Source organism: Kribbella sancticallisti, from assembly GCF_039530625.1.
Classification (GTDB): Bacteria; Actinomycetota; Actinomycetes; order Propionibacteriales; family Kribbellaceae; genus Kribbella; species Kribbella sancticallisti.
Window position 1 is genome coordinate 196,618 of sequence record NZ_BAAAOS010000018.1, and the last position, 25,062, is coordinate 221,679.

General features: G+C 69.0%; 21 protein-coding genes. 11 read left to right on the forward strand and 10 right to left on the reverse strand.

Annotated elements, in window-relative coordinates; genetic code table 11:
* Positions 1-20: 20 nt before the first annotated feature.
* Positions 21-1,007, reverse strand: a complete 987-nt coding sequence (locus ABD255_RS11305) for a GlxA family transcriptional regulator (RefSeq protein WP_344212702.1) — start codon at positions 1,005-1,007, stop codon at positions 21-23.
* A 70-nt stretch (positions 1,008-1,077) separates the two neighbouring features.
* On the opposite strand from ABD255_RS11305, the gene ABD255_RS11310 reads away from it, so the two are divergent.
* The 4 genes from ABD255_RS11310 (at position 1,078) to ABD255_RS11325 (ending at position 5,560) form a co-directional block, all read left to right on the forward strand.
* Positions 1,078-2,349: an MFS transporter gene (locus tag ABD255_RS11310; protein WP_344212704.1), complete on the forward strand. Its 1,272-nt coding sequence runs from the start codon at positions 1,078-1,080 to the stop codon at positions 2,347-2,349.
* 53 nt (positions 2,350-2,402) lie between these two features.
* A complete protein-coding gene (gene soxR, locus ABD255_RS11315) occupies positions 2,403-2,882 on the forward strand; it encodes a redox-sensitive transcriptional activator SoxR (RefSeq protein WP_344212706.1) in 480 nt (159 codons plus the stop codon).
* Between the two features lie 66 nt (positions 2,883-2,948).
* Positions 2,949-5,066, forward strand: a complete 2,118-nt coding sequence (locus ABD255_RS11320; RefSeq protein ID WP_344212707.1) for a RecQ family ATP-dependent DNA helicase — start codon at positions 2,949-2,951, stop codon at positions 5,064-5,066.
* Between the two features lie 107 nt (positions 5,067-5,173).
* Positions 5,174-5,560: a DoxX family protein gene (locus ABD255_RS11325; RefSeq protein WP_344212708.1), complete on the forward strand. Its 387-nt coding sequence runs from the start codon at positions 5,174-5,176 to the stop codon at positions 5,558-5,560.
* 60 nt (positions 5,561-5,620) lie between these two features.
* On the opposite strand, the gene ABD255_RS11330 is transcribed toward ABD255_RS11325, so the two are convergent.
* The gene (locus tag ABD255_RS11330; protein WP_344212710.1) at positions 5,621-6,475 is read right to left on the reverse strand and encodes an ArsR/SmtB family transcription factor; all 855 of its coding nucleotides are present in this window, start codon (positions 6,473-6,475) and stop codon (positions 5,621-5,623) included.
* A 121-nt stretch (positions 6,476-6,596) separates the two neighbouring features.
* Here ABD255_RS11330 and ABD255_RS11335 point away from each other — a divergent pair, with 121 nt between their 5' ends.
* From ABD255_RS11335 to ABD255_RS11350, 4 genes are all read left to right on the forward strand, one after another.
* Positions 6,597-8,108 (forward strand): SDR family oxidoreductase, encoded by a 1,512-nt coding sequence (locus tag ABD255_RS11335; protein WP_344212712.1) that lies wholly within the window; start codon positions 6,597-6,599, stop codon positions 8,106-8,108.
* Positions 8,109-8,129: 21 nt separating this feature from the next.
* A complete protein-coding gene (locus ABD255_RS11340) occupies positions 8,130-8,930 on the forward strand; it encodes a GNAT family N-acetyltransferase (RefSeq protein WP_344212714.1) in 801 nt (266 codons plus the stop codon).
* Between the two features lie 4 nt (positions 8,931-8,934).
* Positions 8,935-9,675, forward strand: coding sequence for an SDR family oxidoreductase (locus ABD255_RS11345; RefSeq protein WP_344212716.1), 741 nt, complete (start codon positions 8,935-8,937; stop codon positions 9,673-9,675).
* Positions 9,676-9,850: 175 nt separating this feature from the next.
* Positions 9,851-10,555, forward strand: coding sequence for a MerR family transcriptional regulator (locus tag ABD255_RS11350; protein ID WP_344212718.1), 705 nt, complete (start codon positions 9,851-9,853; stop codon positions 10,553-10,555).
* Here the strand turns inward: ABD255_RS11350 and ABD255_RS11355 are convergent.
* Positions 10,538-12,094 (reverse strand): adenylate/guanylate cyclase domain-containing protein, encoded by a 1,557-nt coding sequence (locus ABD255_RS11355; RefSeq protein ID WP_344212720.1) that lies wholly within the window; start codon positions 12,092-12,094, stop codon positions 10,538-10,540. The genes ABD255_RS11350 and ABD255_RS11355 overlap by 18 nt on opposite strands.
* A gap of 129 nt (positions 12,095-12,223) precedes the next feature.
* Between ABD255_RS11355 and ABD255_RS11360 the strand changes: the two genes are divergently transcribed.
* Positions 12,224-13,615: a CapA family protein gene (locus ABD255_RS11360; RefSeq protein WP_344212721.1), complete on the forward strand. Its 1,392-nt coding sequence runs from the start codon at positions 12,224-12,226 to the stop codon at positions 13,613-13,615.
* On the opposite strand, the gene ABD255_RS11365 is transcribed toward ABD255_RS11360, so the two are convergent.
* On the reverse strand, positions 13,612-14,622 hold the full coding sequence (locus ABD255_RS11365) for a M28 family metallopeptidase (protein ID WP_344212724.1): 1,011 nt from the start codon (positions 14,620-14,622) through the stop codon (positions 13,612-13,614). The genes ABD255_RS11360 and ABD255_RS11365 overlap by 4 nt on opposite strands.
* Positions 14,623-14,785: 163 nt before the next feature.
* Between ABD255_RS11365 and ABD255_RS11370 the strand changes: the two genes are divergently transcribed.
* Both ABD255_RS11370 and ABD255_RS11375 read left to right on the forward strand, forming a co-directional pair.
* Positions 14,786-16,618 carry a M1 family metallopeptidase gene (locus ABD255_RS11370; RefSeq protein WP_344212726.1) on the forward strand — a complete coding sequence of 611 codons (1,833 nt, stop codon included), beginning with the start codon at positions 14,786-14,788 and terminating at the stop codon, positions 16,616-16,618.
* Between the two features lie 146 nt (positions 16,619-16,764).
* A complete protein-coding gene (locus ABD255_RS11375; RefSeq protein ID WP_344212728.1) occupies positions 16,765-17,469 on the forward strand; it encodes a GntR family transcriptional regulator in 705 nt (234 codons plus the stop codon).
* A gap of 16 nt (positions 17,470-17,485) precedes the next feature.
* Here the strand turns inward: ABD255_RS11375 and ABD255_RS11380 are convergent, their stop codons facing one another.
* From ABD255_RS11380 to ABD255_RS11405, 6 genes are read right to left on the reverse strand one after another with little or no spacing between them, the layout of a single operon-like run.
* A complete protein-coding gene (locus ABD255_RS11380; RefSeq protein WP_344212730.1) occupies positions 17,486-19,255 on the reverse strand; it encodes a gamma-glutamyltransferase family protein in 1,770 nt (589 codons plus the stop codon).
* The gene (locus tag ABD255_RS11385; protein WP_344212732.1) at positions 19,252-20,295 is read right to left on the reverse strand and encodes an ABC transporter ATP-binding protein; all 1,044 of its coding nucleotides are present in this window, start codon (positions 20,293-20,295) and stop codon (positions 19,252-19,254) included. Before ABD255_RS11385 ends, ABD255_RS11380 begins: the two co-directional genes overlap by 4 nt.
* A complete protein-coding gene (locus ABD255_RS11390; protein ID WP_344212734.1) occupies positions 20,295-21,323 on the reverse strand; it encodes an ABC transporter ATP-binding protein in 1,029 nt (342 codons plus the stop codon). The genes ABD255_RS11385 and ABD255_RS11390 overlap by 1 nt, the downstream gene beginning before the upstream one ends.
* Complete coding sequence (locus tag ABD255_RS11395) at positions 21,320-22,204, reverse strand: ABC transporter permease (protein ID WP_344212736.1); 885 nt, start codon at positions 22,202-22,204, stop codon at positions 21,320-21,322. The genes ABD255_RS11390 and ABD255_RS11395 overlap by 4 nt, the downstream gene beginning before the upstream one ends.
* The gene (locus ABD255_RS11400) at positions 22,204-23,157 is read right to left on the reverse strand and encodes an ABC transporter permease (protein ID WP_344212738.1); all 954 of its coding nucleotides are present in this window, start codon (positions 23,155-23,157) and stop codon (positions 22,204-22,206) included. Before ABD255_RS11400 ends, ABD255_RS11395 begins: the two co-directional genes overlap by 1 nt.
* A gap of 40 nt (positions 23,158-23,197) precedes the next feature.
* On the reverse strand, positions 23,198-24,907 hold the full coding sequence (locus ABD255_RS11405; RefSeq protein ID WP_344212740.1) for an ABC transporter substrate-binding protein: 1,710 nt from the start codon (positions 24,905-24,907) through the stop codon (positions 23,198-23,200).
* Positions 24,908-25,062: the final 155 nt, after the last annotated feature.

Consider the following 25,062-nt stretch of genomic DNA (forward strand, 5'->3'; position numbering starts at 1 on the left):
AGCTCCTGCCCGGCTGATTGTCAGCCGGCCCGGAAGGTCTTGCGGTAGGCGAGAGGGGAGATGCCGACCTCGGTGCGGAGGTGGTGGCGCAGGGACGCCGCAGTGCCGAGGCCGGCTGTGTCGGCGACCCGGTCGACGGACAGATCCGTGGTTTCGAGCAGGTGGCAGGCGTGCCGGACGCGCTGCTGAAGCAACCAGGTGCCGGGGGACTGGCCAGTCTCCGCCTTGAAGCGACGGCTGAAGGTGCGCACGCTCATCCGTGAGTGCGCCGCCATGATGCCGAGGCTCAGGTCCTGGCCGAGTCTTTCCAACGCCCACGCCCGGGTCGGCGCCGTACCGTCGGTGCCTTCGTCCGGGACGACACGCTCGATGAACTGGGACTGACCACCATCACGCCAGGGCGGAACTACGCAGTGCCGCGCCGCGCGGTTGGCGACCTCGCTGCCGAAGTCGCGGCGGATCAGGTGCAGGCACAGGTCCACGCCCGCGGCGAGTCCGGCCGAGGTGACGATGTCGCCGTCGTCGATGAACAGCAGGTCCTCGTTCAGCCGCACCTTCGGGTAGAGAGCGCGGAACATCTCGGCTCGCTGCCAGTGCGTGGTCGCGTCCCGGTCGTCGAGCAGGCCCGCTGCGGCGAGCACGAACGCGCCGGTGCAGATCGACGCGATCCGGGTGCCGGGCCTGATCGTGCCGAGGGCCTTGGCCAGGTCGTCGGGGAGGGTTCCCTCGTACCGGGGCTGGCGGATGTAGGTGCCGGGGATGATCACGGTGTCCGCCTCGGCCAACGCCTCCGGGCCGTAGTCGGGGATCAGGCTGAACCCGGCGCCCGCCCGGATCGGAGCCACCTCCAGGCCGCAGATGCGGACGTCGTACAGCTCGGCGCCGTCGGCTCGGGTGGCCGCGCCGAAGACGGTCGGCGGGATGGTCAGGTCGAAGCCGACGACCGGCGCAAGCGCCAGCACGGCGACCCGGTGCACGCCGGCGGATTCGGACGAGGGTTTGGCCATGGCCATATCTTGACACATGCTGGCGTTCTGGCCACTTTTTCGACAGGATCATGTCCTGCAAACTCGGCTGGTGACACAGATCCTGGAGAAGAAGACGGTCCGGCTGCACCGCGCCTGGCCCGTCGCCGCCGTCGGTTTCATCACCCTGATCGGAGCGGCCGGCTTCCGGTCCGTACCGAGTGTGCTGCTCGACCCGTTGCACGAGGAGTTCGGCTGGTCACACGCGACGATCTCGGCCGCCGTCTCGATCAACCTGCTGCTCTACGGCCTGATCTCGCCGTTCGCGGCGGCTCTGATGGATCGGCTCGGCCTGCGTCGAGTGGTGAGCGGCGCGCTGGTGCTGATCGCGCTCGGCAGCGGTCTCACGATCTTCATGGACTCGTCCTGGCAACTGATGCTCTGCTGGGGTCTGCTGGTCGGTGTCGGCACCGGCTCGATGTCGATGACCTTCGTCGCGACCATCACCGGCCGCTGGTTCGTGCATCGCCGGGGACTGGTGACGGGAATCCTGACCGCCGCCGGAGCCACTGGTCAACTGATCTTCCTTCCCCTGATCGCGCAACTGGCCGGCGCGTACGGCTGGCGGGTACCTGCCCTGGTGGCGGCTGGTGCGGCGCTTGCGGTGGTTCCCCTGGTGCTGCTGTTCCTGCGTGACTACCCGAGTGATGTCGGGCTGCGGGCGTACGGCGCTCCGGAGGGGAGCACGGCAGGGCAGAGAGTGGAGACGACGGGGAGTAGCGCAGTACGGGCGTTGACTGCGTTGTGGTCGGCCATGCACAAGCCGGCGTTCTGGATGCTCGCTGGTGGCTTCGCGATCTGTGGGGCGTCGACGAACGGCCTGGTCGGGACGCACTTCGTGACCGCGGCGCATGACCACGGCATGCCGGTGACCACTGCGGCCTCGCTGCTGGCGCTGGTCGGTGTGTTCGACGTGGCCGGGACGATCGTGTCGGGCTGGCTGACGGATCGCTGGGACCCGCGCTACCTCTTGATCGGCTACTACTCGCTGCGGGGGCTGTCGTTGCTCGTACTGCCCTCGCTGCTCGGGCCGACCGCGCAGCCGAGCGTCTGGGTGTTCATCATCTTCTACGGGCTCGACTGGGTCGCGACGGTGCCGCCGACGGTCGCGCTGTGCCGGGAGTGGTTCGGCGTGGACGGGCCGATCGTGTTCGGGTGGGTGTTCGCCTCGCACCAGATCGGTGCCGCGATCGCCGCCACCGGTGCCGGTGCGATTCGAGACGCCGCGGGGGAGTACGACCTGGCCTGGTACCTGGCCGGAGGGTTGTGTGCGGCCGCCGCGCTGATGTCGGCGAGCATCGGACGGCGCATCGCCGTCGCCTGAGTCTCTCCGCTAGCCTCGACCTTGGTTGAGGTTCGAGCGGGGAGGGCGTCGGAGTGGACATCGAGCCGGGCGAGATGACGGTCGGGCAGTTGGCGGAGCGCAGCGGGGTGGCGATCTCCGCGCTGCACTTCTACGAACGGCAGAACCTGATCGTCAGCCGGCGGACGTCGGGCAACCAGCGCCGGTACAAGCGGGACACGCTGCGCCGGGTCGCGATGATCCGGATCGCCCAGCGGGTCGGCATCCCGCTGGCCGAGGTGGCCGCGATCCTGCGGCTGCTGCCGGACAACCGGACGCCGACCCGGCAGGACTGGGAGTACATCTCGCAGTGCTGGCAGGCCGAACTCGATCGGCGGATCGTGCACCTCGAGCAACTCCGCGACGACTTCAAGGACTGCGTCGGCTGCGGTTGCCTCTCGCTCGACCGGTGCGGTTTGGCCAACCCGTACGACGTCCTCGCGACGAAGGGGCCGGGGCCGCAACGGCTGGTGGACTCGGCCGGCGAGCCTTGCCATCCGGCTGGCTGCCGCTGAGCGGTTGTCCACAGCCTGGCAGTGCGGGCGAGCGGGCTGGGGGTGGCGGCGTCTAGGGTCGTCGGCATGGGTGAGATCAAGCTGTCGGATGTTCGGGCGACGACCGCCGCGGGAGTGATCCGCGCGATCGCCGGCGACGGCGCGCGGCTTCGGGACGACCAGGAGACCGCGGTCGCCGCCTTGTGCGAGCCGAACGCCCGGGTGCTGGTCGTCCAGGCGACCGGCTGGGGAAAGTCGGCGGTGTATTGGGCGGCCACCGCGATCCGTCGCTCCGAGGGCGCAGGTCCGACTCTTGTCGTCTCACCTCTGCTCTCGTTGATGCGTGACCAGGTGGCCGCCGCGGCTCGTGCCGGTCTGCGTGCGGCGACGCTGAACTCGTCGAACGTGGACGAGTGGTCGAGCATCGAGAGCGATCTTCGCTCGGGCGCGATCGACGTACTGCTGGTATCGCCGGAGCGGCTCGCCAACCCCGGGTTCGGGCGGCGGGTGCTGGATGGGCTGGCCGGGCAGATCGGTTTGCTGGTGATCGATGAGGCGCACGCCGTGTCTGACTGGGGTCACGACTTCCGGCCGGATTACCGCCGCGTGTCCGACGTGCTGCAGAAGCTCAACCCACAGACTCCAGTGCTCGCGACGACGGCGACCGCGAACGCTCGCGTGACCGATGACGTCGCGCACCAACTGGGCGAGTCGACCCTCGTACTGCGTGGGCCGCTGGCGCGGTCGAGTCTGCAACTGGCCGTGGTGGACGCGTTGTCGCCGCTGGATCGGTTCGCCTGGGTGGTCGACCATCTGCCGAAGTTGCCGGGGTCGGGCATCGTCTACACGCTGACCGTCTCCGACGCGCAACGGCTGGCTGCCGCGATCCAGGAGGTGCACGGCGCGGCGGTTCCGGTCGCGGCGTACACGGGTGGTCTGGAGGCGGGGGAGCGGGAGCGGCTCGAGGATGCTCTGCGGGGCAACGAGTTGAAGGCGCTGGTGGCGACGTCCGCGCTGGGGATGGGCTACGACAAGCCCGACCTCGGATTCGTCGTCCATGTCGGCTCGCCACCTTCGCCCGTGTCGTACTACCAGCAGGTCGGTCGTGCCGGGCGTGGCATCGACCACGCCGTGGTCGCGCTGCTGCCCTCCGACGCCGATTCGGGGGTCTGGGACTACTTCGCGACCGCGACGATTCCTGTTCCAGAGCAGGTGAATCGGCTGCTGCGCGGCCTCGAGGCCTACGGGCCGGACCAGCCGGCGACCGTGCCGTCGCTCGAGGCGGAGACGGGTCTGCGCCGGGGCCGGGTCGAGTTGATGCTGAAGCAGTTGGCGGTCGACGGCGCGGTGGAGCGGGTCGAGCGGGGCTGGGTGCGGACGGGCGTCGACTGGACGTTCGACGCCGCGCACTACGACGGCATCGTGTCGGTACGGCGGCGCGAGGCCGACATCATGCGGGCCTACACCCGCGGTGAACGTTGCCTCATGCAACTGCTTCAGGAGTCCCTGGACGATCCGTCCGCCGAACCATGCGGCCGTTGTTCGGTCTGTCTCGGCCTGCTGCCGGATCCGTTGAGCGCGAAGCCCTCGCCGGAGACGGTCCAGGCGATCACCCGCCTGCTGCGCGGCGAGACCCACGTGCTCGAACCACGCAAGATGTGGCCCGGCGGTGCCTTCGGCGCGAAGGGCAAGATCCCACCGGGCCTGATGGCCGAGCCCGGCCGGACCATCGTTTTCGCCGATGCCCCGGAGTGGCGCGAAGTGATCCGCGCGATCTTCAGTGCGGACGGCCCTGACACTGCCTCCCTGGATGCGCTGAAGGCCGGCTGCGTCGCCGCCCTCTCCCGCTGGCGCGACGCGTGGTCCCGCCGTCCGGAGGTGGTGGTGACGCTGCCGGCCGCCGGCTACGGCCGCCTGACCACCGAGATCGCCGACCACCTGGCCGAGATCGGCCGGCTGGAACGAGCCGAGGTCTCGGTCGACCCCACCGGCTTCACTCCCGACCTCTCCTCAGCCGAGGAAGCCAAGGTCTGGCGCGACGGTGTGACAGTCGACCCGCTCACCGCCCAAGCCATCACCGAGCGCTCGGTCCTGCTGGTGGTCGACGCCTCCTCTTCCCAATGGCCGATCACGGTCACCACCGCCAAACTCCGAGAAGCAGGCGCCTCCGCGGTCCTTCCACTCCTGATCCACCGCCGCCCCTGACTGGGCGACGCACGTCACACGGCTGGGCTGTCACAAACCTCGCCTGCTCGGCATCTCGTGGGCGCACCTCTTCGGCCGGAAGTGGTTGCAGCCTTGAGGAGAATGCCATGAATCTCACCTTGTGGATCGTCGCCGGTGTCCTTGCCTTCGCCTACCTGATGGGTGGCCTCGGCAAGGTGATCGTTCCGAAGGAGAAGATCGCCGCCTTCGGGCCGAGTGCGAGATGGACCGACGACTTCAGTGCCGGGAGCGTCAAGGCCATCGGAGGCCTCGAGGTCCTGGGTGCGGTGGGTCTGATCCTGCCCGCAGCGCTCGACGTCGCACCGGTGCTGGTGCCGCTGGCCGCAGTCGGTCTGGCGCTGATCATGGTCGGTGCGGTGATCACCCGCGCCCGGCGGGACGAGTTCAAGTTCATGGCGTTCGACCTGGTCTATCTCGTGCTGGCCGGGTTCGTGGCGTGGGGACGCTTCGGCCCGGAGTCGTTCACCGTCTGAGCCCAACAGCCCACCGGGACGTCTGCCGACCTCGCCGGCCGACAGCCACCAGGGACCGGTCTAGGCCTTCGGCGCGGTCGCCACGTCCGGCTCCGACGACGTGCTGTCCTCGTCTTCCGCCGGCGACTTGAGTTCCGGCGAGGACTCGACGAAGGACTTCAGGTCCGACACCAGCCGGGTCCACCCGTCGCTGATCATCGCGCGGATCTCCGAGCCCGGCTCGAAACCGCCGTGGATGACGGTCAGTTTGACCTGGTCGCCGTCCGGTTCGAGTTCGAAGGTCGCGCGGGACAGCGGTTCGGCGGCGGTCGTCGCCTGCTGCTCGTCGCTCATCTCGACGGCCTTGGCGAACTCGGGCGTGATGTGGTGCCAGGTGAACGCGAGCCGCCGGTAGGGGTCGTACTCGAGCACCTGCTGACCGGGACCGGACATGGTGACGTCGCCCATCTTCCAGTCCATCGGGGACCCGACCTTCCAGTCGGTGTCGTGGTGGAGCCCCCAGTACTGCTGGGTGAAGGCGGGGTCGGTGAGGGCCCGCCAGAGCTTCTCCGGGGTGGTCTTGATGTAGGTCGTGTAGACGAAGTCGTTGTCGTTGTCGCTCACGGTCTCCTGCTCCAATGCGGTCTTGAGGTCGGCGAAGAACTGGACCCGCCGACGGTCGTACTGGGTGATCCAGCGGTCGGCGATGGCGTTGATCGGCTCGGCGTTCAGGTAGTGCAACTTCTCCCGGCCGCGCCGGACGGTGGTGACGAGGTTGGCTCCTTCGAGCACGGCCAGATGCTTGCTGACCGACTGCCGGGCCATCTCCAGGCCGCCGCAGAGTTCGCTCAACGTCTGCCCGGTCCGCTGGTTCAGGCTGTCGAGCAGCCGTCGCCGGGTCGGATCACCCAGCGCCCGGAACACCTCGTCGTCCATCGCCACTCCAGTTCCATAGGCAGCCCATCGGCTGCATGTCCACAATAGGCAGCCTCAAGGCTGCATGTCAAAGCGTGTGCGATCGCATGATCAGGGGGCGAACGGGAACCAGACTGCTCTCATGGACGCATCTGACGCGAAGCTCGTTCTGGTCACCGGGGTCACCGGCTACATCGGCGGCCGGCTGGTGCCCGAACTGCTCAAGGCCGGGTATCGCGTCCGCGCGATGGCCAGGAATCCGCGGCGGCTGCAGGACCGCGACTGGTACGACGACGTCGAGGTGGTCGAGGCCGACGCGGGGGATCGCCGTCAACTGGACGCCGCCCTCGAAGGCGTGGACGTCGCCTACTACCTGATCCACGCGCTGGGCACCGGCAAGCGCTTCGAGTCGCGCGACCGGCACACCGCGCTCACCTTCGGCGCCGCGGCCCGCGAGGCCGGCGTCGGCCGGATCGTCTATCTGGGCGGGCTCTATCCCCAGGGCGAGGAGCTCTCGCCACACCTGGACTCCCGCCGCGAGGTCGGTGAGATCCTGCTCGCCTCCGGCGTCCCGACCACCGTCCTCCGCGCCGCGGTCATCATCGGCTCGGGCTCGGCCTCCTTCGAGATGTTGCGTCATCTGACCGACCGGCTGCCGGTGATGGTCACGCCGCGCTGGCTGTACACGCGGATCCAGCCGATCGCGGTCAGGGACGTTCTGCACTACCTGGTGGGCAGCGCCGAGATGCCGGCCACGGTCAACCGCGGCTTCGACATCGGCGGGCCGGACGTCCTCACCTACCGCGACATGATGCAGCGGTACGCCGCCGTCGCGCAGCTGAGCCGGCGGCAGATCGTCACCCTGCCGCTGCTGACGCCGTCCCTGTCGAGTCACTGGGTCGGCCTGGTCACCCCCGTCCCGAGCAGTATCGCCCGCCCGCTGGTCGACAGCCTGATCCACGAGGTGGTCTGCAAGGAACACGACATCGAGCCGTACGTCGCCGATCCCGCGCCGGGCTTGATCGGCTTCGATCGCGCCGTCGAGCTGGCTCTCAAGCGAGTCCAGGATCTCGACGTCACTACCAGTTGGGCCTCGGCGTCGACACCGGGTGCGGCGAGCGATCCCTTGCCGGGAGACCCCGACTGGTCCGGTGGGTCGCTGTACGTGGACGAGCGAGAGAGCACGGTCTCGACCACCCCCGAGCAGCTCTGGTCCGTCATCGAGGGCATCGGCGGCCGCAACGGCTGGTACTCCTGGCGCCTCGGCTGGTGGGCCAGGGGAGTGCTGGACCGGATCTTCGGTGGACCGGGCCTGCGCCGCGGCCGGCGGAATCCGAACGACCTGTCGGTCGGTGATCCGCTCGACTGGTGGCGGGTGGAGGAGATCGAAGACCTCAAGCTGCTGAGGCTGCGCGCTGAAATGCGGTTGCCGGGCCTGGCCTGGCTTGAGCTGGTCGTGGACACGGACGACCAGAAGCGGACGGTGTTCCGGCAGCGTGCGCTCTTCCATCCGCACGGCCTGCCGGGTCATCTCTACTGGTGGGCGATCAAGCCGTTCCACGGGGTCGTCTTCGGTGGCATGCAGCGCAACATCGCCGACGCCGCGCAGCGCAGTGGCGCGCCGACCTGGAAGGCCTCGCGCAAATCGTCTTGACGACGTCCCGACGATGGAGAGGTGAAAATCACCAGCCTCGGCTATCGGACCGACCTGATGCTGCTCCAGTTGAGCGGCAGCGAGCTGACCGACCAGGGCGAGTACGTCGTGGTCCGCACTCCGGCCAACCCGACCTTCTGGTGGGGCAACTACCTGCTGTTTCGGACGCCGTTCGCGCCGGGTGATACCGCGGCGCGGCTGGCGACGTTCCGCGACGAGTTCCCGTCGGCGGCTCATGTTGCCATCGGCATCGACACCACCGCCGGCGAGGTGGGTGCCGAGGACGAGGTGACCGCGGCGGGGTTCGAGATCGAGCGCAGTACGGTGATGACGGCGACCGAGGTGAAAGCGCCCGCTCGGCCGAACGACAGCTCGCAGTACCGGTTCCTCAGCAGTGATGAGGACTGGGAGCAGCTCGTCGAGCTGTCGCTGGCGGCGAACCCGCGGGAGATGCCGGGATACGAGGAATTCAACCGGCTCCGGGTGCAGGCGGAGCGTGCGCTGGTCGAGACGGGGCACGCGCGGTGGTTCGGCGCGTTCGACGGTGACCGGCTGCAGGCTTCTCTCGGGCTCGCGTCGGACGGCTCAGACGTCGCCCGGTTCCAGAACGTGCAGACCCATCCGGACGACCGCGGCCGCGGCATCGCCGGCACCCTGGTCCACCGCGCGTCGCGGTACGGGCTGGACGAGTTGAAGGTTCGCACGCTGGTGATGGTCGCGGATCCCGACTACCTGGCGATCCGGATCTATCGCGCGCTCGGATTCGGCGACAACGAGGTGCAACTCCAGCTGACCCGGCGACCGGCCGACATGGAAAGCTGACGGCATGACGGAGCGCGGAACGGCATTGGTGACGGGTGGCAGCCGCGGGATCGGCGCGGCGGCGGCGGTGGCACTGGCGGCGGACGGATGGGACGTGGGGGTCAGCTACCGGACCCGGGTCGACGAGGCCGAGCAGGTCGTCGCCGCGTGCGAGAAGCTCGGGCGGCGGGCGGTCGCAGTACAGGCTGAGGTGTCGGAGGCGGCGGAGATCGAGCGACTGTTCGAGGCCGTGACCGCCGAGCTCGGGCCGATCAGGGCCGTCGTCAACAACGCGGGTGTGGTGTCGCCGGCGGGACGGGTGGCCGACTACGACGTGGCGCGGTTGGAGCGGGTGTTCCGGATCAACACGATCGGCGCGTTCCTGGTCGCGGGCGCCGCGGTGCGGCGGATGTCCACCGAGCGTGGTGGGCAAGGCGGCGTGATCATCAACGTGTCGTCGCGGGGTGCGGTGCTCGGATCGGCCAACGAGTACGTCGACTACGCGAGCAGCAAAGCGGCGGTGGACACGCTCACGATCGGCCTGGCGAACGAGGTGGCGAAGGAAGGCATCCGGGTGCTCGGCATCAGGCCCGGCCTGATCGAGACCGAGATCCACGAAGAAGGCCGGCTCGACCGGATCGGCACCACGCCGCCACTCGGCCGGCCCGGTACTGCGGACGAGGTCGCCGCGCTGATCGCGTTCCTCGCCTCGGACCGATCGTCGTACATGACCGGCTCGATGGTCGACGTCGCGGGCGGCCGCTGACGCTTGGTGCGGATCGGGTACGGCGCGCTCGGCTGCATTTGGTGTCTGCCGAGCGACGGCTTCGGCAGCGACGGCTCCCAATCGGGCGAGTTGTCACGATCGCCGGTTGTGTTGGCCATCTCCCTGTCTTCAACCGTATCTTTGAAGTATTTGTTGAGACTTTGGAGGATTCGGGATGAGCTTGCGGCCGGTGGACCTGGCCAGACAGGCGGGGATCTCCACTCAGGCGGTCCGCAACTACGAGGCGGCGGGGATCCTGCCGGAGGCGCCGCGCACCGAGTCGGGGTACCGGAGATATGAGCGGGAGCATCTCCAGGCGCTGCTGACGTATCGGGCGCTGGCTCCCGGGTTCGGTGCGGAGACGGCCGCTGGGATCATGCGGGCGATCCATGACGGTGACGAGGCGCTCGCCTTACGGATGCTCGACGCGAGTCACGCTGCTCTGCACGAGCAGCGGCTTGCGACCGATGCGGCCAGTGAGGCTTTGGGTGCGGCGGCTGAGGAGTTCCTGGATGAGCCACCGGCGGTGGTGGGTCCGCCGCTGTTGGTGGGGGAGTTGGCGCATCAGTTGGGAGTGCGTACTTCGACCTTGCGAGTGTGGGAGGCGGCCGAATTGTTGACGCCGGCGCGCGAGCCGGGGACGAAGTACCGGCGGTACGGCGCGGTTCAGGTGCGGGATGCGCGGATCATCAACATGTTGCGCCAGGGGCGGTATGGCTTCGAGCAGATCCGGCCGGTGCTGGACGGGTTGCGGAAGACCGGAAGTGCGGAGGCGTTGCGCGCGGCGGTCGCGGAGAGGCGTGCGGCGCATGATCGCCGGACCCGAGCGATGATCAACGGCTCCGCCAAACTGCATGAGTATCTAGCTGGGAACAGCTAGCTGGGTGGGGCGGTTGCGGCCTCGGACGGTGACTTCGTCGCCTGCCTTCCAGCACGCGGCCTCGGCGGGGGCGGCTTCTTCTACTGCTGTCATCGAGGCGACCAGACGTCCGGGGACCGACTTGGCCAGTTCGGTCAGGCGGGCGGCCTCGTTCACCGGGTCGCCGATCACGGTGTACTCGTGCCGGCGGATGTCACCGATGGTGCCCGCGACCACGGTGCCGGCGGTGATCCCGATCCCGGCCGTTGCCTCGGGCAACTCCTCGCTGAGCCGGCGGGCGAGTTCGCGGCCGGCCTGGAGAGCGCTCCCAGCCGGGTCCGGGAGCTCGGCCGGTGCGCCGAAGACCGCCAGCACGGCGTCGCCGGCGAACTTGTTCACGAAACCGCCGTGCTGGTCCACCTCGTCGACCACCACCTCGAAGAACCTGTTCAGCACCTGAACCACCTCGGCCGGCGGACGCGAAGCGGCGAGCTCGGTCGAGCCGACCAGATCCACGAACAACACCGCGACGAACCGTTCCTCGCCGCCGAGCGAGTCGCCGGCCAGAGCCTCCCGAACCACCGCCGGGCCGACGTACCGGCCGAAGAGGTCGCGGATCCGTTCCCGCTCGCGCAGCCCCGCGGCCATCTGGTTGAAGCCGGCCTGCAGCGAGCCGAGTTCGGTGCCGTCGAAGACCGGGATCCGGACGTCCAGTTCGCCGTCGCCGATCACCTTGAGGGCGTTCCGTACCGACCGCACCGGCGCGACCACCGACCGGGCCGACAGCAGCGTCAGCAGCCAGCCGCAGACGAGCACGACGGTGCCGAGGGCAAGGATGATCACCGAAAGCCGGGTCGCCGAGACATCCTTCTCGATCAGGGCGAGCAAGGCGGTCAGCATCAGCCCGACCACGGGCACGCCCGAGCCGACGGCCCAGAAGAACACCGTGCGCGCCTTGAGCCCGGCGGCGAGCAGCCGCTTCGGCGGCGCTTGGTCGGCCAGCGCTCGCGCCGCGATCGGGCGGAGGGCGAACTCGGTGAGCAGGTAGGACGCGGCGCAGGTGACGATGCCGCCGTCGAAGATGACGATCATGATCCGGAGCAGGTTGTCCGGCTGGTGGATCAGCGCGAGGACGCTGAAGACGATGGTCGCCAGCAGCCAGAGGTAGACCTCGATCAGGGTCAGCCGCAGGGGGAGTTGCAGGGTGGCGATCTGCTCCTTGCGGGTGGCCGGGCGGTCTTCGAGGACCCAGTGGGTGACGCGGAGGGCGTACCGGGTGCTCCAGATCGCGCCGACGACGAGGGCGAAGAGGAAGTACGCCGGGAAGCCGATCGCGCGGACGAGTTGGAACGCGTCGTTGGCGGGCGGGCCGGGCAGGACGAAGACGCTCAGCACGAAGACGACCGAGGCGCCGATGATGTTGGTGCCGACCGAGAAGAAGGTCAGAAGCAGTTGGCCTCGCACCCGCAGCATCCGAGGGCTCTGGTCGGCCGGTCCGAGCAGCCCGGAGCCGAATGGCCGCCGCTGCAACACCACCTCGGGCCTACTGTCCGGCAACATGCCCGCCAGTCTGCTATTTCCCCGGCTCAGTCCTCCATTCGCCGCGCGGTTGGAGGCATTGGGTGGTGAGTGGCGGACGCCGCGCGGTTGGGTGAGGTGTGCGGTGGGTGGGCTGGCTACCGTGGTGGGGTGGCTGGTCGGGTGATGCTGGTGGCTGCTGCTGCGCTGACCGTGGCAGCCTGCTCATCCACGGGGTCATCCACCCCCACCGAGCCGTCGACCACCGCCTCCGGGCGCGGCCTGTCGACGTTAGTACCGTCTGTGACGCCCAGCCGTAGTGCCGCGGCAGCACCAGGCACCTCCGCCGGTCCGGCCACCGAGCCGCTGGTGGTGGCGATCAACGCGACCAGAGCCGCTCAGAACCTGGATCTGACGACCGCACGAGCACTAGCCGACGGTACGGCGAAAGCGTGGCGAGGCTTCCGGCTCGTCGGATCGGTGGCGGAGGTACTGCGCGATCCGGCGGCGCTCACGGTGGTGGCGGCCTCCAAGGCCGGGCCGAGCGTGAGACCGGTGACGGTAGGTGGGATCGACCCGTTCCGCGATCCCGACCGCTACCCGCTCAGGATCGCCGGCCCACCGCCGGCCGGTCCCGCGGTCGACGTAACGTTCGGGGGAGACATCATGCTCGGCCGAAGGGTCGCGACCGCGGCCGCCCGGGCCGGTGACCCCTCGGCGCCGCTGCGTGCGATCGGGCCGCGTCTCGCCGCCGCCGATCTCACCATCGCGAACCTCGAGAGCACGCTCTCCCGCGCCGGTGAGCCCCAGCAAGGCGGCGACTCCTTCGCTGCTCCACCGGCAGTGATGACGGGCCTCCGCGAAGCCGGAGTCGACGTATTGTCGCTGGCGAACAACCACACCGGCGACTTCCAGACCGAGGCCTTGCTCGACACGGTGCAACGCGTCCGGGCCGGCGGGATCCAGCCGGTCGGTGCCGGGCGCAACGTCTCCGAGGCGATCAAACCGGTCATCGTGAGCCGCAACGGCATCCGCTTCGGTTTCCTTGCGTTCAACGCGATCGGCGAGACACCCCGAGCGACCTCCACCGCTCCCGGCGCCTTCTCCGTGCGGATGCCGCCCAGAACCGGCCCGCTCAACCAGAGCGATCTGGCGGCGCTCACCAGCGCTGTCGGCGCGCTACGAACCGCGGTGGACGTCGTGGTCGTCCTGCCGCACTGGGGTCAGCAGTACACGCACAACCCGGTCGCAGCTCAGCGAACGGTCGCGGACGCGCTCGCGGAGGCAGGTGCGGACCTGGTGATCGGCGGCCACCCGCACTGGGTGCAGTCCGTCCAGTTCCTGCCCAACAAGTTGATAGCCCACTCGCTGGGCAACCTCGTCTTCGACATGGACTTCTCCCAGCAGACCCAGGAGGGCGTCCTGCTCGAACTCACCTACTGGGGCAAGATCCTCAAGGCGGCTCGACTGACCCCCTACGTCATCGACGCCCAGTTCACCCCACGGATCGTCTCGGGCAACCGCGCCGAGCAGATCCTCGCCGACATCCGCAACGCGGACTAACCCCGCAGCCAGGCGGCAAGCACCCGCCCCATCCGCCCCAACTGTGCCGCCTGTACTACGGCCGGCAGGTCCCGCGCGCTGTGGTAGGCCGCGTACGGCGTACTGCCGAGTCGTACGCCAGGCAAGCCCGCCCGCACGAACGACCAGTGGTCACTAGATCTGTTGGTGCAGCCCCGAGTTTGCACCCGAGCGCGGGTGGCTGCGGCTCGTACTGCGCGCTGTAGATCCAGCTGGTTCGCCTGCGCCGAGCAGACGGGGACGACGGAGCCCACGCCCACCCGGTCCAGGGAGACCATGCCGCGCATCGCCCGGCGTTGTGCGGCGGGCATCGAGGCCACGTAGGCCCGCGATCCGTAGTGGTGCCGGTTGTCGCCGTCACCACGCGGCTCCTCTGCGCCGAAGGCGATGAACATGGTCGGAAGACCGTTGTTCTGCAGGGTTTCCGCGGTTCCGAGCAGGACCGCGATGCCAGAGGCGTTGTCCTCGGCGCCCGGCGCCTGGGGCACGGTGTCCAGGTGCGCGCCGACGATCACGTGCGGTGCGGCCGGGTTGAAGCCGGGGCGGGTGGCGATGAGGTTCCAGGTCGTGCCGGCCCGGACCGGTACACCCCAGGAGTTGCCTGAGGGGACTTGCAGGGCTTGGCGGGTCACTTGGTAGCCGGCTGCTTTGAAGCGGGTCTCCAGCCACGCCAGCGCCCGCCGGTACGCCGTACTGGTTGCTTCGCGCGGGCCTATCTCCTCGGCCAAGTAGCGGACGGTCTCCTTGGCCGCGGCCGGGTCGAAAGCCCTGGGGGACGGAGGGCTGGGCGTGTCCGGGGCGGACGGGGAGGCAGCCGGCGAGGAAGGAGTGGCAGAGGGCGACGGCTGAGTGGCCGCCACCGAGGGGGAACTGGTCGACGGCGCGGGGGAACTGGTGGACGGGCGGGGCGCAGGGGTGGAGGTGCTGCTGTCGCAGGCGACGGTCGCCGCGAGCAGCAGGGCGGCGAGGGGCAGTGCGCGGGCCCGCATGTCCCCATGGTGCCCGGGGGCGCCAAGACCGACGGGAAGAACGCGGAGAGCGTGGCGCTGAACCGGTTTTTGGCACGGTGCTGCCCGTGGCTCTAATCGGCCGCGTCAGCGGGGGTCCGCGTGGGTAATGTCCTGCGAACGACATTCTGCCTCGGGAGCCCTAGTGACCCACGACCGCCACTCCTACGCCGAACCGGCGCTGGTGCGCACCACCCACCTCGAGCTCGAGCTCGACCTGGACTTCGCCGCCAAGGTGCTCTCCGGGACGGCCACCCACACCCTGGCCTGGAGTGGCCCGGGCGACCGGCTGGTGCTCGACACCCGGGACCTGACCGTCCTGGCGGTGGAAGGTGCGGTGGAGGGTTCTGGAGAAGGTGCGGTGGACGAGGGCTGGGAGCCGCTGGAGTACAGCCTGGCCGTTCCGGATGACGAACTCGGCTCCGCGCTGAGCATCCGGACCCGGCAGCACGCGCAGGTGCGGGTCAGCTACCGGACCGCTCCGACGGCCACCGGGCTGCAGTGGCTGGAGCCGTCGATGACGGCCGGCGGGATGACGCCGTTCATGTTCAGCCAGTCTCAGGCGATCCACGCCCGGAGTTGGGTGCCGGTGCAGGACACCCCGGGCGTGCGGTTCAGCTACGCCGCGCACGTGACCGCTCCGCCTGAGCTGATGGTGCTGATGAGCGCCGACAACGGGACGACCTCCCGCCGTGCAGATTCTGACCCCACGCCACCACCTCGGTCAGGCAGCGGCTCGTTCGACGTGCACATGCCCGAGCCGATCCCCTCGTACCTGCTGGCGATCGCGGCCGGGGACCTCGTCTTCGAGGCGATCGGCGAGCGTTCGGGGGTCTGGGCCGAGCCGGAGATGGCCAAGCGGGCCGCCACCGAGTTCGCGGACACCGAGGAGATGATGCGGGTCACCGAGGCGTTGTTCGGGCCATACCGGTGGGGCCGCTACGACATCCTCGTGCTGCCGCCCTCCTTCCCGTATGGCGGGATGGAGAACCCGCGGATGACGTTCGCGACTCCCACGGTGGTGATCGGCGACAAGTCCCTGGTGAGCGTCGTGGCGCACGAGTTGGCGCACAGCTGGTCGGGCAACCTGGTCACGCAGGACAGCTGGGACGACATCTGGCTCAACGAGGGCTTCACGTCGTACGTGGAGAACCGGATCGTCGAAGCCGTCTACGGCACCGAGTTCGCCGTGATGGAGACGGCGATCAAGCAGCACTCGACGGTCGTGAAGCTCGACCCGCTGTCGCCGGCCGAGCAGGCTGTGGAGTTGCCCGGGCTCAACCACCGTTCGCACTACTACGGCACGACCGCGCTGGGCCCGTTGAAGGGCTGCTGGTTCCTGGCCTGGCTGGAGGAGCGATTCACCCGCGAGGTGTTCGACCCCTTCCTGCGCGGGTACTTCGACCGCTTCGCCTTTCGCAGCATCAACTCGGAAGACTTCGCCGAGCACCTGCGGGAGCAACTGCTCGACCAGCACCCGGGCGTGGTCACGGAGGCTGAGATCGCTGCCTGGCTTGACGAGCCGGGTATCCCGGCCTTCGCCGAGCGAGCGGTGTCGGCCCGCTTCGAGGTGGTGGACGAGCTGCGCGACCGCTGGCTGACCACTGGTGAACTACCGGATGGTGCCAGCCGCTGGACGACCCAGGAGTGGCTGCGCTTCCTGGACGCCGCTCCGGACGTGCTGGACGCCTCGCAGCTGCAGCAGTTGGACCGCGAGTTCGGCCTCACCGGTACTGCGAACGGCGAGATCGCCCGCCGCTGGTACTCGATCGTCGCCGCCAGCTCCTACACACCGGCGTACGACGAACTCGCGAGCTTCCTGACCCGGGTAGGCCGGATGAAGCTGGTGGTACCGGTTTACAAGGCGTTGATGAGCACCGAGGAGGGCAGGGAGCTCGCCGGCAAGGTGTTCGCAACCGCGAAGCCCGGCTACCACCCGATCACCACGGCCGCGGTCCAGAAGGTCGTCATCAGCTGAGTCGGCTCATTCGAGCTGCAGGGCACAACGGCGTTGGTGCCAGCCATGTCGGTCAGCAGGCCCGCGAGGTCCGGGAACTCCGCGGCAACCGGCTTTGGTTGGCGCCCGGGGACAACTCTGACCGGTAGGGTGCTCCGAAACCTGGCATGGTCAGACGGGAGTTCGGGGTGGAGCAGCAGTACGGGGGAGATCAGCCGCGCACGATCGGCGGGGACCACCTGGCACTACGGGATCAGGTGCTGGTCGAGTTGCGGCGGCGGATCGTCGACGGCGAGTACGCGCAGGGTGAGCGACTGACCGAGAACAGGCTGGCCGACGACTTCGGCGTGTCGAGGAATCCGGTCCGCGAGGCGCTGCGGGTGGTCGAGGCCGAGGGCTTCGTGCGGATCCTGCCGCGCCGGGGTGCGGTGGTGGCGACGCTGGACGAGTCGGCGATCCGGGATCTGTTCGCAGTACGGGAGCAGTTGGAGACGCTGGCTGCCGGGCTGGCGGCCGAGCGGGCCACCGAGGCTGACGTGGCTCGGCTGCGGACGCTGCTGGATCAGGCGAGCGCGGCGACCGAGGCGGAGGATTTCGACCGGGTTGCCGAGTTGAACAGCGCGCTGCACCTGGCCGTCATAGACATCAGCGGGAACCGCTGGTTGGCTTCGCTGTCGGCGGCGATGTACCAGCATGTCCACTGGGTCTTCCGCGTCGGCGCGGCCCAGCGTGCACCACACTCCTGGAAAGAACACATCCGCGTAGTGGATGCCATAGCCGCCGGCGACCGAGCCGCCGCCACCCAGGCAGCCCGCCAGCACGTGGAAGCCGCAGCCTCCGCCGCGCTGGCGGCGTCGCCAAGAGAAAGCTAGTGTCCTGAGTCGGACACTAGCGCCCGGTGGCGTAGCCCTGCATGCCTCGGGGGTTGGCACCGGCAGCCAGTACGCCGTCTGCTTCTCGGGAGACCGCGCACAGGCGGCCGAGGCTCCACGGGTCGGCCTCGGTGACCACATGGCCGCGGCGGGTCAGTTCGTCCCGTACTGCGGTGCCCAGGCGGCTCTCCATCACCAGGCTGGCCGGCTCGGTAGTCCTTGGGTAGAAGGACGACGGGAACGACGTGGTGTGCCAGGCAGGCGCGTCGATAGCCTCCTGCAGATCTTCGCCACCGACCAGGTGACGCAGCAGGAAGAGGAGTTGCCATTGGTCCTGCTGGTCGCCACCAGGTGATCCGCAGGCGAGCACGGGCGCGCCGTCACGCAGTACGAGCGTCGGCGTGAGGGTGGTCCGCGGACGCCGACCGGGGGTCAGGGAAGAGGCGAGACCTTCCTCCAGCCAGAACATCTGCAACCGGCTGCCGAGACAGAACCCCAGCGAGGGAATCGTCGGTGACGACTGCAGCCACCCACCACTCGGCGTGGCCGAGACGACGTTGCCCCACTGATCGATCACGTCGACATGGCAGGTGTCGCCGCGCGTCACCCCGTCAGAGGAGACCGTCGGCTCGCCGGTGGTCGCATCGCCGTGGTTGTCGCCGGTGGCGATCGAGGGGAGTAGCGGCTGACGCCCGTCCGGGCTACCCGGGCGAAGCTCAGCGCTGGCCTCAGGGCCGACCAGCTTGGCCCGCTGGGCGGCATACGCCGGGGACAGCAGCGTCTTGAGCGGCACCTCGCCGTCGCCGTACCAGGCCTCGCGGTCGGCGTAGGACAGCTTCGTGACCTCGGTAGTGGTGTGTACTGCGTCGGCGCCGGCCAGGTCGAGTGCAGCCGGGTCGCCGAGTTCGTCGAGGACTGCAAGGGACTGCAGGAGCGCCGGACCCTGGCCCCACGGACCTGTCTTGGCGATCGTGTGGCCCTGCCAGTCAAGCGTGGCAGCCTCTTCCCAGCTCGCTTGGTACGACGCCAGGTCGTCGCCGGTGATCAGCCCGGCATGGTCCTCGCCGCTGGAGTCCCGATGCGGCAACCGCGAGAACTTGTCGATCGCCTCGGCGATGAAGCCCTCCCGCCAGGTCAGCCGTGCCTTCTCGACCTGGGCGACCCGATCCGTACCAGCGGTCTCAGCCTCGACCAGTAGCCGCTCGAGGGTGTCGGCGTAGGTTGTGTTGCGGAACAGCTTGTTGGCCCGCGGCGGCTGACCACCCTGCAACCACAGGTCGGCTGACGTCTGCCAGTGCTCAGTGAAGAGTTCCTGCACAGTGGCGACCGTGTCACCGACCCGAGCGACCAGCGGATGACCGTTTCGCGCGTACCCGATCGCAGGCTCCAGCACCGTCCGCAGCGGCAGACTGCCGTGGTCCCGGAGCAGCAACAACCAAGCATCAACAGCCCCCGGTACTGCGGCCGCCAGCGGCCCCGAGCCGGGTATCAGCGCCAGGCCGAGCGACCTGAAGTGCTCGATCGTGGCGCCGGCAGGAGCAACCCCCTGCCCACTGAGCACGCGTGGTGTCGGGTCGGACGCGGTGGCGATGATCACGGGCACCTCGCCGCCTGGTCCGTTCAGGTGCGGCTCGACCACGTGCAGCACGAAGCCCGCGGTCGCGGCGGCGTCGAAGGCGTTGCCGCCGAGCTCGAGGATCCGCATCGCCGACTGCGAGGCGAGCCAGTGCGTGGAGGAGACCATCCCGAACGTGCCGCGCAGGGTGGGCCGGGTGGTGAACGTCATCGAGCAGCTCCTCTTGCCGTGATCGCTTCGGTCACTGGGGATTCCTGGGGTAGGTCGCGGACATCCGGACCGGTGCCGTCGTCGTTCACCAGGTGGCAGGCGACCTGATGGCCACCGTCTCCGATGACTCTGGACTCCGGCACAACGGTCCGGCACTTGTCGATGGCTACCGGGCATCGGGTGTGGAACCGGCAGCCCGGTGGTGGGTCGATGGCCGACGGCAGGTCGTCTCCGAGCAACACCGGCCGCCGGGCGCGCTGTGTGGTCGGTTCGGGCACGGGCGCGGCCGAGAGCAACGCCTGTGTGTACGGATGAGCCGGTGCGCCGAAGATCCGCTCCCGCGGGCCTTGCTCGACCAGTTGGCCCAGGTACATCACCGCGACCTCGTCTGCGAGGTATTCGACGGCCGACAGGTCATGGGTGATGAACAAGCAGGCGAAGCCAAGGTCTCGTTGCAAATCCGCCAGCAGGTTCAGCACGGACGCCTGCACCGAGACGTCGAGCGCACTGGTCGGCTCGTCGGCCACCAGCAGCCGCGGTGATGAGATGAGAGCACGCGCGATGCTCACCCGCTGTCGCTGTCCACCGGAGAGTTCGTGCGGAGATCGCTGCGCCACCTCCGGCCGGAGACCCACCCGGCGGAGCGATTCAGCTACTGCTGCCGGGATGTCCTTCTTGTCGGCAGGCAGATCGCCGCGACGACGCATGAGCTGCAGTGGCTCGCCGACGATGTCGCCGACGGACAACCGTGGATCCAGGGAACCGGCCGGGTCCTGGAAGACGATGGAGACGTCCCGACGATGTGGCCGGAGTCTGCGCCGGTTGAGGTGGGTTATGTCGGCATCGGCCAGGCGGACCGTGCCGTCGGTGGGTTCCAGCAGCCGCACGATGCAGCGGCCGACGGTGGACTTCCCCGAGCCGCTCTCGCCGACCAGCGCGACCACCGCACCCTTGGGGATCCGGAGCGAGACACCGTCGACTGCCCGGACCGCACCGAAGTGCATGACGAGGTCCTCGAGTTCCAGTGCGTATTCGGTCATCAGACCTCCACCCGCTCTCGGACGGGATTCCAGCAGGCCACTTGGTGACTACCGGCATCGAGAGTGGGTTGCTTCGTAGTACAGGTGTCGAGTGCTCGGGGGCAGCGGTCGGCGAAGGTGCAGGCATCCGGCTGCTCGGAGAGGACAGGGACCAGACCGGGGATCTCGTTGAGGCGGTGGGTCCCCGCGTGCCGGCCTGCTGATGGTGAGGCAGCCAGCAGGCCGGCTGTATAGGGGTGTTGAGGCCGGGCGAACAGTTCGTGGACCTCGGCCGTCTCCACGACTCGTCCGGCGTACATGACTGCCACCCGGTCGGCCAGGTCGGCGACGACGCCGAGGTCGTGGGTGATCAGCACGATGCTGGTGCCGAGCCGCTCGCGCAGCGCTCGCAGTACGTCGAGGATGCCGGCCTGGATCGTCACGTCGAGGGCGGTGGTCGGCTCGTCCGCGATGAGCACCTTCGGGTCGCACGCGACGGCCATGGCGATCATCACCCGTTGCCGCATGCCGCCGGAGAGTTGGTGCGGGTAGTCGTCGATGCGGCGTTCGGCGGAAGGGATGCCGACCAGTTTGAGCAGTTCGACGGCTCGGCTGCGGGCTGCCCGCCGGGACAGGCCGACGTGGACCTGCAGGACCTCGCAGATCTGGTAGCCGACGGTGAAGACCGGGTTCAGCGACGTCATCGGCTCCTGGAAGATGTACGCCACTTCGCGGCCGCGGATCGACCGCAGCGTCCGCTTGTCCGCGCCGATGAGTTCGACGCCGTCCAGTCGGACCGACCCGTCGACAGTGGCGGTGCGGGGGAGGAGCGAGGCCAGGCTCATCGCCGTCACGCTCTTGCCGCAGCCGGATTCGCCGACGATCGCGAGCACTTCGCCGTCGGCGACCTGCAGGTTCACCCGGTCGACGGCCGACAACGGTCCGTCCTCGGTCCGGAACGTCACCGACAGGTCTTTGACCTCCAGCACAGGCCCAGTGACCGGCCCGGAGACCGGCCCGGTGATCGGCCCAGAGATCGACGTGGTCATCGGCGGCTCGCTTTCGGGTCGAGGGCGTCGCGCAGGCTGTCGCCGACGATGTTGAAGGCCAGGGCCAGCAGCATGATCGCCACGCCCGGCATCACCGCGGCCCACGGTGCCCGGGACGCGAACTGCTGCGCGTCGGACAGCATCGTGCCGAGGCTTGGGGCGGGTGGCTGGATACCCAGGCCGAGGAACGACAGCACGGCCTCGCCGAGGATCGCCGCCGGAATCGCGACGGTCGCCTGGACGATGATCACCGAGGCCGCGTTCGGCAGGATGTGCCGGCCGAGCACCCAGGGATCACCGGCCCCCTCGACGATCGCGGCGGAGACGAAGTCGAGCGACTTCAGCCGCAGCGTCTCCGAGCGGACGATCCGGATCACACCGGGAATCTGGGCGATCCCGATCGCGATCGCCGCGTTGCCCAGGCTCGCGCCGCGGATGGCGGCCAGGCCGACCGCGAGGATCAGGAACGGGAACGCGAGGACCAGGTCGGTGAACCGGGAGATCAGCGCGTCGATCGCCAGGAAGTACCCGGCCATCAGGCCCAGCGGGACGCCGACCACCAACGAGGTGGCGACGGCCAGCAGCCCGACGTGCAGGGAGGCCCTCAGCCCGAACATGATCCGGGACAGCACGTCCCGGCCGAGATCGTCGGTGCCGAGCAGGTAGCCGGGGGTGCCCGGTGGCGCGAACGCGTTGCTGAGGTGGGTGTCCGTCGGCTCGTGCGGCGCCAGCCAGGGCGCCAGCACCGCGGCCAGGACCGCGATCGCGAGCACGACGAGCCCGGTGATCGCCAGCGGGTTGCGCAGCATCCGGCGAACCACCTTGCGGCGGCGCGACGTCAGCGCGGTACCGGCGGCGACAGTGACTTCAGGGACGGCCATCACGCCTCACCTCGGACCCGGATGCGCGGATCGATCACCGAGTAGAGCAGATCGACCAGCAGGTTGATCACGATGTACGCCGTCGCGGTGACCAGTACGACCGCCTGGATCACCGGGTAGTCGCGCTGGAAGACCGCGTCGACGGTGAGCTTGCCGAACCCGGGCAGCGCGAAGATCCGCTCGGTCACGACCGCGCCCGAGATGAGCGCGCCGAGTTGCAGGCCGACGATCGTGATCACCACGATCAGGCTGTTCCGCAGTGCGTGCCGGCCGATCACCGCCCGCGGCGGCAGCCCCTTCGCCTCGGCCGTCCGGATGTAGTCCGCCGACAGGGCATCGAGCATCGAGGACCGGGTCTGGCGCATGATCACCGCGGCCAGGCCGGTTCCGAGGATCACCGCGGGAAGCACCAGGTGGTGCAGGTTGTCGATCGGATTCTCGAAGAACGGTACGTAACCCGAGGCGGGGAACAGGCCGAGCGCGACCGAGAGATACAGGATCGCCATCAGACCGAGCCAGAAGTTCGGCACCGACAACCCCAGCAGGGCCAGGGCGTTGGCGGCCCACTCGGCCGGCCGCCCCCGGCGTACGGCGGCGACCACGCCGGCACCGACGCCGAGCAGGGTGGCGACGAAGATCGCGAGAGCCGACAACTCCATGGTGACGGGGAGCGCGCTGGAGAGCATGGTGGTGACGCTCTCCCCGGTGCGGATCGACTGGCCGAGATCACCGCGGGCCGCGTGGCTGACGAACTGCCAGAACTGGACCAGCATCGAGTCGTCCAGGCCGTACTGCTCGCGGATCGCCCGCAGCGACTCCGGATCCCGGTCCTCCCCGGCCAGCGCGAGGGCCGGATCGCCGGGCAGCGCCCGGACCCCGAGGAAGACCACGATCGTTGCCAGCAGCAACGTGACCAGCGACTGCCAGAGCCGGCCGAGCAGGTAGCGCCTCATCTCGCCACCTCCCGCTCGGCCGCCTCTGGAGTGGATGACATCACTTGGCGAAGCCCGCGAAGGCGGTCCGGATGACGCCGTCCGGGTAGGTCTGGACGCCGAGCACCTTCTTCGAGACACCGGTCAGGTTGCGCTGGCGGTACAGGTAGATCAGCGGGTCGTCCTGCTGGAGCTTGGTGACCACCTGACCGTAGAGCTGGACGCGCTGCGCCTGGTCCTTCGACTGCCGGGCGTCGGTCAGCAGCTTGTCCACCTCGGGGCTGTTGTAGCCGGCAACGTTCTGGCTGCCCTGCGACCCGACGAAGTTGAAGATGTTCGCGTCCGGGTCGACCCGGCCGGACCAGCCGAGCTGCAGCAGTTCGAAGTCGCCGCGGTCCTGCTGGTCGAGCAGCGAGGCGTACTCGATCGGCTTGATGATCAGGTCGAAACCACCCTCCTTGACCATCGCCTGCAGGGCCTGGGCCAGCCGCAGGCTGTCGGGGTTGTTCGACGTGATCATCGTGACCTTGTACGGCGTCGCGACGCCGGCCTCGCCGAGCAGTTGCTTGGACTTGGCCGGGTCGTGGGCCGGGCAGGCCTGGGCGGCGTCCGCGGTGAACTCGCTCTTCGGCGAGATCGGCGAGCAGGCGACCGTGTTCAGGCCGTTGAAGATCGACTTCACCAGCGCCTCCCGGTCGATCGACGCCTCCAGCGCCTGCCGGATCCGCGGGTCCTTGGCGATCGGGGTCTCCAGCTGCTTCTGCGGGTTGCCGATGCCGTTCGCGTTGCCGATGTTGATGGTCAGGCCCTGGTAGCCGAGCGACTGGGACTGCAGCACGGTCATGCTGTTGTCCTTCTGCAGCTGGGGCGCGTCCTGGGTCGACAGCGAGTCGGCGACCTGCGCGTCACCCGAGCGCAGGTTGGCCGAGCGGATGCTGGAGTCGGTGATGATCCGGTACTCGATCGCGTCCAGGTGCACCTTGGCGGCGTCGTAGTACTGCGGGTCCTTGACCACCTTGATCGAGTTCTGCGCGACCCGGCTGGCGAACTTGAACGGGCCGACGCAGACCGGCGCGGTGGAGAAGTTCGCGCCGAGCTTGCTCACGGCGGCCGGGCTGAGCACCATCCCGGCCCGGTCCGCCAGCGCCGCGGTCAGCGGGGCGAACGGCTTGGACAGCTTGATCACCACGGTCTTCGGGTGGGGCGTCTCGACCGAGGAGATCGGGCCGAGTTCGCTCTTGCGGCCCGAGCCGGCCAGCGTGAGGCCGCGCTCGATCGACACCTTCACCGCCGTCGAGTCGAGGGTGCCGCCGTCGGCGAACTTCACGCCCTCACGCAGTGGGATGGTCAGGCTGAGGCCGTCGGCGGCCACGGTCGGCAGCGCGGTGGCCAGTTGCGGCACGATCTTGGCGTCCGGGCCGAGGTCGTAGAGCTTTTCGCACATGGTGTGGAAGACGTAGCGCGAGTAGAGGCTGCGCGACAGGGTCGGGTCGAGCTTGTCGGGGTCGGCTGACAGCGCCACGGTCAACGTGCCGCCGGACTTGACCTTCGCCGCGTCGGCGGCGTCGCCGAACACGTCCTGGTTCGCGTCCGTCTGTCCACCGCCGGCTTGGTCGGCGGTCGGCTCGACCGGCGAACAGGCGGTGCCGACGAGCGCCAGCACGACCACCGCGACCGCGGCCCCGAGTGGGCCGGTCCGGGGGCGCCTGATGGTGGGGAAGGGGGCGAGTCTGCTGGAGCGGTTCAGTGGCGAGAGAGTTCGACGGGGCATCTCGGTCTCCTGAATGAGCGGTTCTCCAGACTGTTTCATGTATACAAGGTGGGAGCGCAAGGGATTGAGCGACTTTGTCTCAACTTTTTGACCTGACCCGGCGCGGACAAGTGGAAACCTTCGGCCCGGCAGGCGGAATGGGAGCCTTCGGCCGG